This window comes from Anaeromusa sp. (genome assembly GCF_028691475.1).
Taxonomy (GTDB): domain Bacteria; phylum Bacillota; class Negativicutes; order Anaeromusales; family Anaeromusaceae; genus Anaeromusa.
The window spans coordinates 1-14,283 of record NZ_JAQUZF010000067.1 but is presented as its reverse complement, the minus strand read 5'-3'; the positions used below and the strand labels follow the sequence as shown (position 1 = coordinate 14,283).

Sequence of the window (14,283 nt, the reverse complement as noted above, 5' to 3'; positions counted from 1 at the left end):
CGTCCCGCCATGTCCGCAACCATCCATGCGCCACCTTTCCAGTCTCCTGCGTTCTCTAAACGCTTCTTTTGTACTATTGTACCGTTTTTTTCCTGCGGCGAACACCCGTCTCGTTTTTTCTTTTCTAAAAAGATTAGAAAAAATGCCGGGCCCATGCTAGGATAGAGAGTACACACATACCAACTCACGGAGGCTGTATAAAATGACAAACTGGTTATCTTTAAATGCCTGGTTAGGTAAACGGATGTTTCTTGTAGTTGTGACTGCTTTAATTGGCGGCATTTTCTTCCCCCTTAGCGATTCTTCGCTGCTCCGGCAGACAACGGTCCTGCTTTTTGCTTATATGACCTTTGTCACCGCCCTCTCCACCAGCCTGCGCGATTTCCTCCAGGTGCTGCGCCACCCTTGGCAGCCTTTGTGGATCTTGGCGCTAGTACATCTCGCCTCCCCTTTCACCGCCTGGATTGTGGGGCACGTTTTCTATCCTGATGAGCCTTTAATTCGCATTGGCTACCTTATTGGCGCTTCCATTCCCGTTGGGGTCACCTCCATTATCTGGACGGCTCTGGTGCAGGGAGATTTAGCGGTATCTTTGGTAGCCGTCACCTTGGACACCTTTCTTGTGCCGCTTGTGCTGCCCGCTTTTTTCCACTTCGCGATTGGCGAAACCATTGAAATCAGTTACCTAAAAATGGTGGAAGACCTTTTACTTATGGTCACCATTCCTAGTTTGCTGGGCATGCTTTGCAATGATTTGTCCAAAGGCCGCACGGCTTCTTTTGCCAAAAGCGTCGGCGGCGTTACTTCGAAGCTTTCTTTAAGCGCGGTTATCTTTATCAATTCCGCAGTTGTCATGCCTTTATTGTCCTGGAACGCTTCCACCCTAAAAGCTCTGATTATTACGCTGGGCGTTGTCAGCGCCAGTTTTTTTGTTGGTTGGCTCGGTTCGCTGGCTCTCAAAGATCGCCGGGAATCAACCGTCCTCACTATGATCTACAATGTAGGCATTCGCAACAACGCCTGCGGTGTCGTCTTGGCTCTCAGCTACTTCCCTCCGGCCGCGGCCATCCCCATTACCATGTCTATCTTGTACCAGCAGCCGGTAGCTACCCTTGTGCCTTATGTGTACCGCTTTTTCAAGCGCTTGGGGAATGCCACGAAGAACGGAAATTGAGATTTGAACAAGAGAATCGGAGTCACGAGAGGGCTCGCATGAGAAAGCAAATAGCCAGGCAAAGCTTGCAAACAAGCTTCGCCTGGCTATTCTATACTCCTCAGTCGTACCCTCATTGGACGTCGGTCGCCTTGCCATCCATGGCGCGACCGACCCTAGGTGCGTCCAGCACCGTCGCCGGTTCTCTTGTTCGTTCCTTTCAGCGGCTCCTTTTACGGTTTAACGCTGATAGTCAGAGTCCGCGTAGCCGCGATTTTATCTGCGGCTTCCCAAGGACGACGCAGCACAAAGGTCAGCGTTTCCGTGCCTTCCACGCCACCGCGGGCCTGGTAGAACAAACGCTGCTGCAGCGGGCCTCCCATGCGATCCGTCAATGCCTGAGGACCGGAATCATGCGCTAAAACAGCATACTTCAAATCCGCCGTGATCGGCGTACTCCACAAATACCCAGTACCGGCCGCCGCCAGCAAATCCACTTGCACCGTCTGTCCCGCCCGCAGTTGCAACTGCAGACTTTCCGTACCGCCGAGCTTACCATCCCACTGCACCTGAGCTACCACTGGAAGTTCCCTCCAAGCCATGCCCTCGGCCGCCGCCACTGCAGGCAGCGTCAAAAGAAGCGCGCAAAGAACAAATAACAATACCGACTTACGCATGAATACATCCTCCTCTTAGTACTAACTTTATTTCTTTTTTCTTGTTCGTTGCTCTTTTGCCAACTTCCTGCTCCTCGGCACGAAGAAACAGGAATCAGCTCCTGCGCGGCGAATGAAAATTAAAGTCGTATTTTAAATCTGCTCAAGCTAAGGAGATATGCATGACCGTTGATAAAGAACAACAACTTGCTATAGCGTTGCTGCCCCTCTTAGGAGGATCGGACAACCTGCTTTCCATTGCACACTGCATGACCCGCCTGCGCATCACTGTCGCTGACGAAACAAAGGTAGACAAAGAAAAAATTAAAAACCTCCAGGGTGTACTGGGCTTACTGGGCGCAGAAGGCCGCTGTCAGATCGTCCTGGGACCTGGGGTTGTCAATAAAGTAACCGCCCATCTTCAGATACTGCAGCAAAAACCAGCCTCCCTCCAGCAGCCAGAACCCCTTACTGAAGCCCGCACACGCAAGGCGGCGCTCGATGAAAAAAACCGTACGCCCTTCAAACTGCTGCTGCGCCGTCTCGCCGGCATTTTCATCCCGCTCATTCCTGCTATTGTCGCTTCCGGCATGGTCGCAGGCTTGACCAATCTTGCCATCCGTCTGGGCCTGCCGCCGGAGCATGAGCTGGCGACCTTGCTTTCCGTCACCGGCTGGGGCCTTTTCGCCTATCTATCCATCTTCATCGGCTTCAACGCCGCCAAGGAATTCGGCGGTACGCCGGCACTGGGCGGCCTGGCAGGGGTTTTGCTCATTAACCCAGCCATCGCTTCCATTCACTTAGGAGGCGAGGCTTTAGTGCCTGGCCGGGGCGGCGTCATCGGCGTTCTTCTGGTAGCCTGCTTTATGGCCTGGCTGGAGCGGCGTCTGCGCCACTACGTGCCCAACGCGCTGGACATCATCGTCACGCCTACGCTGACGCTGCTTGTGGGCGCCTTAGCTACTTACTACGTACTCCAGCCCTTAGGCGGTTTTTTATCGGACACCATTGTTTTTGCTTTCAAAGTTTTGCTTCAGGACGGCGGCGGTTTCGCCGGTTTTGTGCTCGCCGGAACCATCTTGCCCATCGTCATGACCGGCTTGCACCAAGGACTGACGCCCATCCATATGGAGTTTCTCAACACGCTCCACGAAAATCCGCTGCTTCCCATCCTCGCCATGGGCGGCGCCGGTCAAGTTGGAGCGTCGCTGGCAGTCTACCTAAAAACAAAAAATACCCGCTTGCAGCATATCATTAAAAGCGCGTTGCCTGTCGGTCTCTTGGGTATTGGCGAGCCGCTGATTTTCGGTGTTACCCTGCCCTTAGGGCGCCCTTTTTTCACAGCATGTCTGGGTGCTGCCTGCGGCGGCGCTTATCAGGCGGCTATGCACACGGCTTCCATTTCCATGGGCGTATCAGGCCTGCCTTTAGCTTTTCTCATCCAACCGGACAGCCTCATGCATTATCTGCTGGGCCTAGTTATCGCCTATACCGGCGGTTTTTGCGCCACATGGCTCGTCGGCTTTGAAGACCCCGTAGAAACGTCAGAGGAGGCAGAAGCATGAAGAAGATAAAAAAAGGCATTTCTCTTTTTGCCGGCATGGGGCACCCCCTCGCTGACAGTTTGCAGTACCTGGAAACCGCCAACGAAGCGGGCTTCAGCGAACTTTTCACATCCCTCCATATACCGGAGGCCGATAACCAAACGCTGCTGGCGGAGCTAGACGCCATTCTAGAAAAAGCAAAAGAACTGGATTTTGCCGTTACCGCCGATATTTCGCCGCGTACCTTCCGCTTTTTCGGAGGCTCGCTACAAAACACCGCCGCCTTGGCTCGTTTGGGACTAGCGGCCTTGCGCCTGGACGACGGTTTCACCTGTGCCGACATAGTCAAGCTTACGCATGAACAACCGTGGTCTATTTGCCTTAATACCAGCACAACTACCGCAAACGATTTGCAGCAGCTCTTGGATAACGGCGTCTATGCTTCTCGCCTGCAAAGCTGTCACAACTATTATCCTCGTCCCGAAACCGGCCTGTCCTGGCGGCTTTTCGCCGAACGCTGCCGTCTTTTTGCAGCCCAGAGCATTGAAGTAGCGGCTTTCATTCCTTCCCTGCACAATCCGCGAGGGCCTCTCTTCGCCGGCTTGCCCACGCTAGAAGCCCACCGAACCTTGGCGGCGCAGACCGCCGCCAAAGAACTGGCCGCCAGCGGCTTGGTGCAAGGCATTTTCTTCGGCGATCCCTTGGCGACCAAGGAAGAGCTGCTGGCTGTGGGCCGTGTCGAGACGCAGCTTCTTTCACTGCGCCTTCATTTACAGCCGGATCTTTCGCCCATAGAGCGCCGCCTACTGGATGCGCCCCATACCAATCGCCACGATCCTGGCGCAGCCTGCGCCCGCTCTCAAGAAGCTCGCGGTCTCTGCACTGAAGAAGTGCCGCCTCGCCCGGCACAGCCTCGCCCCAAAGGCTGCGTCACCATCGACAACAGCAGCTATGGACGCTATCAAGGGGAGTTGCAAATTGTACAGAAGGATTTGCCTGCCGACCCCCGAGTCAACGTAGTCGCCCATATTGAGCCGACAGAGCTTTTCCTGCTCGACTATCTCGGACCGGGAAAATCCTTCGCTTTTGAAATTTATCCAGGAGGTACGCCATGACCGTCGCCCTAGAAACACTCGCTACAGAGGAGCAAAATCGCGCCACCGCCGACATCGATCAGTTAACACCTCTCGACATCGTCCGCCGCATCCACCAGGAAGACGCCGCGCTCACCGCGGCTATCGCCCCGGCCTTGGAAGCCATCGCTCAAGGCGCAACGTGGATTGCCGAAGCGCTTGCCCAAGGAGGCCGCCTCTTTTACGTCGGCGCCGGCACCAGCGGGCGTTTGGGCATTCTCGACGCCAGCGAATGTCCGCCTACGTACGGCACCAACCCGGAGCAAATTCAAGGCCTTATTGCCGGAGGCCCTTCAGCGGTATTCCGTTCGGTAGAAGCCGCCGAAGACCGTCCAGAATTAGGAGAAGAAGATCTCAAAACCAAAAACCTTACGTCCAAAGACATGGTTGTCGGCATTGCCGCTAGCGGCCGAACTCCCTATGTACTGGGCGCTCTTGGCTACGCCCGCGCTCTTGGCTGCCGCACCGTCGCTTTGGCCTGCTCGCCGCACTCGCCGATCAGCGCAGCGGCAGAGCTTGCCATTACCGTCGTCACCGGCCCCGAAGTCATCACTGGCTCAACGCGTATGAAAGCCGGCAGCGCTCAAAAGATGGTGCTCAACATGCTCTCCACGACGGCTATGATTCTTTTGGGCAAGGTCTACGGCAATCTCATGGTCGACGTAAAGGCCAGCAACGAAAAACTGCGGCAGCGAGTGCTCCGCATTGTCCAAACCGCTACCGGCGAAGCTGCTGAAGCCGTCGCAGCGGCTGTTGCCGCTGCCGATGGCCACGCAAAAACCGCCATCGTCATGCTCCTGGGCGGCGTCGATGCGAATAAAGCCCGCTTAGCCCTGGAGCAAAGCGGTGGCTTTGTCGCCAAAGCGCTGCAAAAGTTGGGACAGGAGAATGAAAAACCGAAAAATTGAACAAGAGTCACGGGAGAATCAGAGGGTATGACTGAGGGTTCGGTTTTAACAAGAGTCGAATCCCTCCGCCGCTGTGGCGGCAAGGTTAAGGCTCCCTCTATTCCCCGGATTATATCTTTGTCCTTTCTCTAGCACTTCCTCTATTACTCTCTGCGTAAACCGCCCCCTCTCCTGCACACCCTCCCGCGACTCCGGTTCTCTTGTTCAATCCCCACGCACCCGCGGTCTTTCTCTGATTCTTCTGTAATTATGAAGGAATCACTTTGACTCATGTCGAAGTGATTCTTTATTTTATTGCAAACCCTTCCTTCTCACGCGACATCTGTTCAATCCTCTATTTTATATATAAGTAAGGAGGTTGGCCGCCATGAATCAAGACACGCGATCCCTGTTGGAGCTGCGCAAATTTGTCGCGCCGGAATTTATTTTCGGTTTAGGCGCCCGCAAGCTAGTGGGACGTTACGCCAAAAACTGCGGCGCCCGCAAAGTCCTCTTGGTGACCGACAAATTTCTCCGGGAGCATACGCACTGGATTCAAGAAATGCGCCAGATTTTGACTTCCGCCGGCTTAGAAAGCGTGCTTTTTGACCAAATCACGCCCAATCCCCGCTCGGAAGAAGCCATGGAGGGTGCCAGACTTTTTCATCAGGAACACTGTAACACCATCGTCGCCATTGGCGGCGGCAGTGTCATGGACTGCGCCAAAGGAATCGGCATTGTCAGCTCTAACGGCGGCCATGTGCTGGATTTTGAAGGAGTAGACCGTATTTTACGCCCCATGCCGCCTCTTTTATGCCTGCCCACCACCAGCGGCACGGCCTCAGAAGTATCTCAATTTGCCATTATTATGGCCGAAAAGCGTCGCACCAAAATTGCTATTGTCAGCAAGGCCGTCGTGCCCGACGCCGCTTTGATCGACCCGGAACTCACCGTCACCATGCCCCCGGAATTGACAGCTTGCACCGGCCTGGATGCGCTGACCCATGCTATTGAAGCCTATGTTTCCAACGCCAGTTCGCCGGTCACCGATCTGCACGCCTTAGAAGCCATCCGCTTGATCGGCCTGTCGCTGCACACCGCCTGGGCGGAACCAAATAACCTTGTGGCGCGCAGCCAAATGCTTTTGGCCAGCCTGGAAGCCGGCCTAGCTTTTTCCAACGCGATCTTGGGAGCGGTCCACGCCATGGCTCATAGCCTAGGAGGTTTTTTAGACCTGCCTCATGGCGAATGCAACTCCATTTTATTAGCGCCGGTCATTCGCAGCAATATGAAAGTCTGCCCGGAACGCTACCAGCAGATCGCCCTGGCTTTGCAGCTTCCTGTAGCCGACCTATCTCCCCAAGAGAGCGGCCATCTTCTCTGCAACTACCTCGAAGACCTGCGCCGTCAGCTAGGCGTCAGCCGCACTTTGGGCGACTTGGGCGTACAAAAAGAGCACTTGCCCCTTTTAGCCGAACATGCCAGCAATGACGCCTGCCTTGCTACCAACCCCCGTGATTTGACGGTGGAAGAATTGGAGGCTATTTATGAACAGGCGCTCTGAAGACCACAGCAAATTCACCCGCGAGCTGTTGATCGGCTTAGGTGAAGACTCGCTGCGCAAAAACTATTACCCCGAACTGCAGGCTCGCATGGCCGATCTGGAGCGTTTTCGTCTGCTCCTTGACCAAGCCCATGACGCTATCTTTCTTGTGGATCGCGCCACCCACCGCATCCTTGACGCTAACGCCGCCGCCCGAAATTGCGCCGGCGCGCAGGAAGTTGTAGGCGCTCCTATCCAAAACTGGCTGCATTTGGAATTGCCCGAGGGCATGACGCCGGACACGCCGGTGGAATTAATCGCCAAAACCCAGGAATGTCTGCTGCAATGCTGCGGCAACAAAGAAGTACCGGTGGAAATTACTCTTACCTGGGTACAACTGCCCACCCAAGACGTGCTGGTCATCGTCGCCAGGGACATCACCCGGCACAAGCAGGACAAGCAGCACCTTTCCGACGTATATGAAGAGCTACAGGCTAATTATGAAGAGTTGGAATCGCTCTATGGCCAATTGTCGCAAGCTGAAGAGGAACTAAAGTCGAAGATTCGCGAGCTCGAAACCAGCCAAGCATCGCTGCGTGAAAGCGAAGATCGCTACCGTTTGGCTATGGCCGGCTCCAACGACGCCATCTGGGATTGGGACCTCGTGCGCAAGCAAGTAGTTGTCTCGCCACATTGGGCGGAGCGCATCGGCTTCCCTTCCATAGCCTATGAAGACAGCATCCAGCGCTGGCTGCAACACATTCATCCCGAAGATCTGCCAGGACGGCGTCAGGCTATGCGGCAGCATTTACTAAAGGAAAGCTCTTATTTTTCCGTCGAATACCGCTTTCGCCTGCCTAATGGCCGCTATTGCTGGGTCCAAGAACGAGGCAAGGCGCTCTTTGACGAGCAAGATAAACCTCTGCGCATGTGCGGCTCCTATACCGACGTTACGTCCCGCAAAAAGCAGGAAGAGCGCATCCGCCACATGGCCTACCATGATACGCTGACCAACCTGCCTAACCGCGCCAGCCTTCTGGAAAAGTTAACGGAGCTGCTGCCGCAGCAGAGCGGCGAAAAACGGCACACTCTTTTTCTTTTTGACCTGGACAATTTCAAGTTCATTAACAATTCCTGGGGCCATGCCTGTGGCGACGACGTACTGCTGGAAATAACGCACCGCCTGCAAAGTATGCTGCCTGCCGAAACCATGACCGCCCGTCTGGGGGGCGATGAATTTACGGTTTTGCTTGGCCCTTTAACAACCCGCGAAGCGGATGAATGGGCGCAGCGCATTCTAGACCTTTGCAGCCGCCCGCTCATGGTGCGCGGCACCTCTTTGCCGCTGTCGGCCAGCCTGGGCATATGCCCCCTAAGCAACGACCTGTCTGCAGACGATGTGCTGCGCAACGCCGACACCGCGCTCAATCGCGCCAAGAGCGCCGGTAAAAAAACCTGGCGTCTTTACGAGCCTGCCATGCAAGAGGCCATGATCCGGCGCATTCAGCTGGAAAGCCAGTTGCATCAAGCTTTGGCCGCCAGGCAGTTTCTTCTTTATTTTCAACCCCAGTTGGATCTTCCCAGCGGCCACATCACCGCCTTTGAAGCCCTCATCCGCTGGCAGCATCCGGAACGCGGCCTAGTCTCGCCGCTGGAGTTCATTCCCCTCGCCGAGGAAACAGGCTTGATTCTGCCTATCGGCGAATGGGTGCTGCGCAGCGCCTGCCGCTTCTTACGGCAGCGCTCGCCGCTAGAACCTCCCATCCGGGTCGCTGTCAACATTTCCGGCCGCCAGCTGATGCAGACCGATTTTACCCAGCGAGTCCGGCGCATTTTAGCGGAGGAAAACATTCCTCCTGAATGGCTGGAGCTGGAATTGACCGAATCCATTCTCATGGAATCCTTTGACGAGCATGTCTTAAAGCTGCAAGAGCTGCGTGAAATAGGCCTGAGCATTTCCCTGGACGATTTTGGCACTGGCTATTCGTCTTTGACTTATCTCAATCAGTTGCCCATTGACCGCCTCAAACTGGATAAAACTTTTCTACACAAACACCACACCGAGCAAAATCAGGCGATTGTCCGCGCCATGATTCGTCTGGCGCACGATATGAAGCTCTCCGTCGTCGCGGAAGGAGTAGAAACCGAAGAACAGTTCCAGCGCCTCTACGCCATGGGCTGCGATTTGATTCAAGGCTATCTTCTCGCCAAACCGCTCCCAGCGGAAGAAGCCTTAGCCTTCTCCCCTCCTCCGTCGTTGTTGAATGGTTAGCATCTTTCTATCATGGTGCAACGATGTCCATTGCCGCTTCCCTGCTTCTACCGTATGATAAAGATACTCGCTGGTTTGCTGCGCCCCCTTTGCAGCACCCTCTCTAGCTGCAGTTCTCCGACTGCAGCCCCGGCAGCGAGTCTTGCTCCCCACCGCCAACACGCCGGTGGGTCTTTTTTTTACAGGAATTTTAGAGTTAAAGGCGAATACGTATTAAATCAAGAAGTAATCCAACATTGGCTAAAGAATAGAGGTATCATTCATGGAAAAACTTCGCCTGGCTCTGGTCGGCCCCGCCGACTCGGTCGCTTTAACCTATCCTGTCGCTTTAGAATGGAAGGACCAAATCGTGTCCACTCCTTTTGTCTACCAAAACGCCGCCGAAGTGCCTGACATTGTCCGTCAGCATTTGGAGGAGTTCGACTTCTGGCTTTTCTCCGGCATTTCTCCTTATAAGCATGCGCAGCGCCTCGGCCTAAACATTCCCTGCTTCTATATTCCGCATATCGGCTCCAGCCTCTACCGAGCGCTGCTGCAGATCACCCATATGGCCCATCTAGAAATAGACAGCATCAGCTTTGACACCTTCAACCGCCAGGAAATCGAAGAAACCTTCCTGGACGCCAACATGCCTCTGCCAAAGCTGTTTCTGCACGAAACCGAAGATATTGTCACCGCCGCCGAACTGGCAGACTACCATTACCAGCTTTGGCAAAGCGGCCAAAGCCATATTGCCGTCACCTGCTACCTAGCTACCTATGAAAAGCTCAAAGAGCTCGGCGTGCCGGTTTTCCGCATCTGGCCTACGCGCAGCAACATCCGCACTACCATCGAAGTAGCGCTTAATGCGGTGCGGGCGGAACGCTTTAAAGGCGGTCAATTGGCCATTCAGCACATCACGATTGACGACTATGACGACCTTGTGCGCAACTCATCGAGCTACGCCGCCAAAAAAATAGAGCTGCGTCTTTACGAAATCCTGGTAGATTACGCCAAACAGCTGCAAGGCTCCATCGTTGTCCGCGGCGACGGTCAATACACGCTCTACTCCACCAGGGGCATTTTGGAAAAGTGGACCGAGGAATTGACCGTCCTGCCCTGTTTCGACGAAATCACCCGCCAAGTCAGCGCCAAGGTCAGCGGCGGCATCGGCTTTGGCCCCACAGCTTATGTGGCGGAAGAGAACGCCTTCCACGCCCTGGGTCTGGCCAAACGCGCCGGCAAAGGCCTGTGGATGGCGGTTACCGACAGCCGCGAAGCCGTAGGACCGCTCAGTTCGCCTACGCATCTGAAATATTCCCTGCGCGCCAGCGACTCGGTTTGCCAACATTTTGCCGAAAAGCTGAGTCTCAGCCGTACCACGGTCAACAAGCTGTTTGCCGCCTTGGATCAGTTGAAACGCGATACCTTGGCCGCAGACGACCTGGCCTTTCACCTAGGCATTACCACCCGCAGCGCCCGCCGTCTGTTGACAACCTTGGCCAATCAAGGTTTCGCCGATGTCACCGGCGAAGAACTGCTCAATAAAGGGCGGCCCCGCAAACTATACTCCATCCACTGGCAGCAGCTACTGCAGCCAGCCATAGATGAATCAGCTTCTGGGGGTTGACACTATCATATGGAAAGTATATACTGAGTACAATTTAAAGCCAATGAGCAAAGGAGCTCTTCACGCATGTGGGGAGCTCTATTTTTTTGCACTTTGTATTTTTTCTATTTTTCGTTATTTTTGGGTTTTTATTTTAGGAAATGTCTTTTAAGCGTCTTTAATTCTATGGTATGATACGCTTAAGAAAGCACACGAACGAACAACATGGTTCTGCAAGTGCACAATGACCGCGCTTTCTAACGTTTAGACACAGAGGTGCTTATTATGTTTGACAAATCGACTCTGGCCCAATTGGAACTCCAACTGATTACCTGGCGCAGACAGCTGCACCGCATACCTGAAGCCAGCTACCAAGAGAAAAAAACATCCCAAACGATTGCCGCTGAACTGCAAAAGCTGGGACTCTCCGTACAAACGTTCAGCAACCATCTTGGCGTATGCGCGGTGATTCACGGCAGCCAGCCCGGCCCTGTCATCGCTTTCCGCGCGGACATGGACGCCTTATCCATCCGTGAAGAAGCGGCCTCCGAATTTCGCTCCGAGCATGAGGGCGCCATGCATGCCTGCGGCCATGACGGCCACATGGCGATCTTGCTTGGTTTAGCCAGCTTACTCCACAGCAACCGTCAGCATTTAGCCGGTACAATCAAGCTCTTTTTCCAATCCGCCGAAGAAGCCTCCCCGGAAGGAGGCGCTCATTTCTTTCTGGAAGCAGGTCTTTTAGATGACGTTTCCGCCATTTTCGGCTTGCATTTGTGGCCGGATCTTCCCTGTGGCGAAATCGGCCTGCGCCCGGGCGCTCTTATGGCCGCCTCGGATCGGCTCAGCATCACCATCCTCGGCGAAGGCGCCCATGCCGGTCAGCCGCAGCACGGCGTTGACGCCATTACCATTGCCGCCGACGTGCTGCAAGGCATCAGCCATATTTTAAGCCGCCAGCTAGATCCGTTGGAGACGGCCACCATCAACATCGGCCAAATCCACGGCGGCGACCGCTATAATGTGATCGCACGCGAAGTAATCCTCGAAGGCACCGTACGCACTCTTTCCGAAGGGGTTCGCGGTACGCTGCCGAGCAAGCTGGATCGTATTCTCTCCGGCATGACCGCTTCCCAAGGCGGCTCTTACCGTCTTAACTACCAGCATGGCTATCCGGTACTCAACAACTGGCCCCAGCCCACAGCACTCTTAACACAAGCTGCCATAACGGTTCTCGGCGCCGACCAGGTGCACACCGATGTTAAGCCGGTCTTAGCGGCCGAAGACTTTTCTAAATACCTGGTGCGGGTTCCCGGCAGTTTCTTCTGGCTGGGCTGCGGCTTCAAAGACAAAGAAAACCACGGTCTGCACAGTCCTTATTTCGAAATCGACGAAGCAGCCTTGCTTCATGGAGTAGCTATTCTTTACCAAACAGCTTTATTAGCGCTAAAACAACCAGAAACCGCTGCTAAGCAGCCTGTTTTTTCTTGAATTTTAGGAAATGTCCTTAAACAACTCATTAGGAGGTGACTTTTCGCGTTATCTCATACGCTTATCACGCACTATTATGTAATTAAAAGGAGGATTTGCTTATTATGAGTCATCCCTCGTATGCGTCCGACACGACCGACAACCGAGGCAGCTTTTTGCGCAGCCTGGAAGTCATAGGCAACAAACTGCCCAATCCGGCTATTTTGTTTCTTTTACTTATTTTTGGCTTGGCCGCCTTATCCGCAGTGCTGGCCTCACAAAATGTAACAGCCATTCATCCGCTGACCCACAAACTCATTCCCATCAAAAGTCTTTTCAGTCAAGAGGGCTTGCATTGGTTTATGACCGACATGGTCAAAAACTACATCAACTTTCCGCCTCTCGGCATGATTCTGGTTCTAACGCTGGGCATCGGTTTGGTTGAAAAAACCGGTCTCATGGAAAGCTTGATTAAAACCGCTATACATACCATTCCTAAACGGTTTATTACTTTTACGATCATTATCATGAGCTTTATGAGTCACTTGGCCTCGGACGCCGCCATTGTCGTCGTCCCGCCGATTGCGGCGATGGTCTTTTATTCGATGGGAAGGCACCCTTTTGTAGGTTTCGCCTGTTCTTTGGCGGCGATTTACTCCGGCTTTACCGCCAACATCTTAATCGTCACTACCGACGTGCTTCTCTCCGGCATTACGACGCAAGCGGCTAAAATCGTCGACCCCAACATGATCGTCACGCCGGTGGATAACTGGTATTTTATGTGCTTTGCCGTTTTCTACCTAGCTATTTTAACCACCATTGTCACGGAAAAATTTGTAGAACCCCGCATGGGAAAATACATGGGAGAACAGACCGTGGTTTTGGAAAAGCCCTCCGGCCTTCAGTTGTCTTCTTTAAAAGCAGCTGGCTGGAGCACGCTCGCTTTTGTCGCCATCCTGGTCGCGCTGGTGGCTCCCGAAGGCGCTCTTTTGCGCAACCCGGAAACCGGCGGCATTCCCGGTTCTCCTTTCATTAAAGGCATTGTGCCGCTGCTCTTTCTCTTTTTCCTTACGGTCGGTTTAACCTATGGCATCAAAGCGCGCACCATCAAAAGCGGCGATGACGCTGTCAAAATGATGACCGAATGCGTTCGAGGCCTGGCGGGCTTCTTGGTCATGGTTTTCGCCATCGCCCAGTTTATCGCCGCCTTCAGTTGGACCAATATTTCAACCCTTATTGCCACGTCCGGGGCTGATTTCTTGAAAAGCATCGGCATGACCGGCTTGCCGGCACTTCTTTGCTTCATGCTTTTCGGCCAATTCATGGGCCTCTTCATCGCCAGTGGTTCCGCCATCTGGTCGCTGCTTTCACCGGTGTTCGTGCCCATGTTCATGCTACTGGGCTATCACCCCGCGTTTATCCAAGTGGCCTTCCGCGCTGGCGATGGCGCCTTTAACACCATCCAGGTAGTGAATCCGTTCTTGCCGCTCTTCCTGGAAACACTAAAGAAGTACAAAGAGGAATCCGGCATCGGCACCTATTTATCCTTGATGATGCCCTACGCCCTCTCGTTCTTCGCTATGTGGTACGCCTTGTTCATCTTCTGGTACCTCATGGGGCTGCCTGTAGGTCCTGGGGTCCCCCAACGCCTCTGGTAAATAACAGCCTTCTTCTGGGCATCTCTTGGCGAGATGCCCATTTTATTATATAGTTATTGCTAAACAACAAATCTTTTGTTACGATGACTATAACTTAACAATTAGGGTGATGAAAAGTGTCATTTTGTAAACAGATCCAAAGCAGCCTGACCGCCAAAGTAATTCTGTTCGTCATTTGCGGTCTGCTGCTTTCCCTTAGTATTCTTGGTCTTGCCAACTACTACAACGCCAGAAGCATTCTGATCAACGATGCGGAAGAACTGTTGGTCGATCAGTCTACAAGCTATGCCAAAGAAGTCGGCTTGTGGTTGAACGCCAGCGAGCAGGAGGTTTCCCTACTCGCCACTATGCCCAGCATTGTTAATGGCGAAACCGATGC

Annotated in this window: 10 protein-coding genes and 1 pseudogene; 10 read left to right on the top strand and 1 reads right to left on the bottom strand. The window is 53.8% G+C overall.

The window, feature by feature from the left end; translation table 11 throughout:
• Positions 1–202 precede the first annotated feature (202 nt).
• Positions 203–1,174 carry a bile acid:sodium symporter family protein gene (locus PHF27_RS09465; RefSeq protein WP_300069033.1) on the top strand — a complete coding sequence of 324 codons (972 nt, stop codon included), beginning with the start codon at positions 203–205 and terminating at the stop codon, positions 1,172–1,174.
• 212 nt (positions 1,175–1,386) lie between these two features.
• Here the strand turns inward: PHF27_RS09465 and PHF27_RS09460 are convergent, their stop codons facing one another.
• The gene (locus PHF27_RS09460) at positions 1,387–1,830 is read right to left on the bottom strand and encodes a protease inhibitor I42 family protein (RefSeq protein WP_300069031.1); all 444 of its coding nucleotides are present in this window, start codon (positions 1,828–1,830) and stop codon (positions 1,387–1,389) included.
• Between the two features lie 161 nt (positions 1,831–1,991).
• On the opposite strand from PHF27_RS09460, the gene PHF27_RS09455 reads away from it, so the two are divergent.
• The 9 genes and pseudogenes from PHF27_RS09455 to PHF27_RS09415 form a co-directional block, all read left to right on the top strand.
• Positions 1,992–3,374 (top strand): PTS transporter subunit EIIC, encoded by a 1,383-nt coding sequence (locus PHF27_RS09455; protein ID WP_300069029.1) that lies wholly within the window; start codon positions 1,992–1,994, stop codon positions 3,372–3,374.
• Complete coding sequence (locus PHF27_RS09450; protein WP_300069027.1) at positions 3,371–4,468, top strand: MupG family TIM beta-alpha barrel fold protein; 1,098 nt, start codon at positions 3,371–3,373, stop codon at positions 4,466–4,468. The genes PHF27_RS09455 and PHF27_RS09450 overlap by 4 nt, the downstream gene beginning before the upstream one ends.
• A complete protein-coding gene (gene murQ / locus PHF27_RS09445; RefSeq protein ID WP_300069024.1) occupies positions 4,465–5,394 on the top strand; it encodes an N-acetylmuramic acid 6-phosphate etherase in 930 nt (309 codons plus the stop codon). The genes PHF27_RS09450 and murQ overlap by 4 nt, the downstream gene beginning before the upstream one ends.
• A gap of 367 nt (positions 5,395–5,761) precedes the next feature.
• Positions 5,762–6,937 (top strand): alcohol dehydrogenase-like regulatory protein ErcA, encoded by a 1,176-nt coding sequence (gene ercA / locus PHF27_RS09440; RefSeq protein ID WP_300069021.1) that lies wholly within the window; start codon positions 5,762–5,764, stop codon positions 6,935–6,937.
• A complete protein-coding gene (locus tag PHF27_RS09435) occupies positions 6,921–9,188 on the top strand; it encodes an EAL domain-containing protein (protein ID WP_300069018.1) in 2,268 nt (755 codons plus the stop codon). The genes ercA and PHF27_RS09435 overlap by 17 nt, the downstream gene beginning before the upstream one ends.
• A 262-nt stretch (positions 9,189–9,450) precedes the next feature.
• Positions 9,451–10,797, top strand: a complete 1,347-nt coding sequence (locus PHF27_RS09430; protein WP_300069015.1) for a GTP cyclohydrolase — start codon at positions 9,451–9,453, stop codon at positions 10,795–10,797.
• A 264-nt stretch (positions 10,798–11,061) separates the two neighbouring features.
• A complete protein-coding gene (locus PHF27_RS09425; RefSeq protein ID WP_300069012.1) occupies positions 11,062–12,267 on the top strand; it encodes an amidohydrolase in 1,206 nt (401 codons plus the stop codon).
• Between the two features lie 104 nt (positions 12,268–12,371).
• A complete protein-coding gene (locus PHF27_RS09420; protein WP_300069009.1) occupies positions 12,372–13,904 on the top strand; it encodes an AbgT family transporter in 1,533 nt (510 codons plus the stop codon).
• A gap of 116 nt (positions 13,905–14,020) precedes the next feature.
• Positions 14,021–14,283, top strand: a pseudogene (locus tag PHF27_RS09415) (methyl-accepting chemotaxis protein); the annotation flags it as partial.

Coding starts and splice junctions, on each gene's coding strand:
- PHF27_RS09430 (WP_300069015.1), top strand. CDS start 9,451: ATGGAAAAACTTCGCCTGGCTCTGGTCGGCCCCGCCGACTCGGTCGCT.
- PHF27_RS09420 (WP_300069009.1), top strand. CDS start 12,372: ATGAGTCATCCCTCGTATGCGTCCGACACGACCGACAACCGAGGCAGC.
- murQ (WP_300069024.1), top strand. CDS start 4,465: ATGACCGTCGCCCTAGAAACACTCGCTACAGAGGAGCAAAATCGCGCC.
- PHF27_RS09425 (WP_300069012.1), top strand. CDS start 11,062: ATGTTTGACAAATCGACTCTGGCCCAATTGGAACTCCAACTGATTACC.
- ercA (WP_300069021.1), top strand. CDS start 5,762: ATGAATCAAGACACGCGATCCCTGTTGGAGCTGCGCAAATTTGTCGCG.
- PHF27_RS09455 (WP_300069029.1), top strand. CDS start 1,992: ATGACCGTTGATAAAGAACAACAACTTGCTATAGCGTTGCTGCCCCTC.
- PHF27_RS09435 (WP_300069018.1), top strand. CDS start 6,921: ATGAACAGGCGCTCTGAAGACCACAGCAAATTCACCCGCGAGCTGTTG.
- PHF27_RS09465 (WP_300069033.1), top strand. CDS start 203: ATGACAAACTGGTTATCTTTAAATGCCTGGTTAGGTAAACGGATGTTT.
- PHF27_RS09450 (WP_300069027.1), top strand. CDS start 3,371: ATGAAGAAGATAAAAAAAGGCATTTCTCTTTTTGCCGGCATGGGGCAC.
- PHF27_RS09460 (WP_300069031.1), bottom strand. CDS start 1,830: ATGCGTAAGTCGGTATTGTTATTTGTTCTTTGCGCGCTTCTTTTGACG.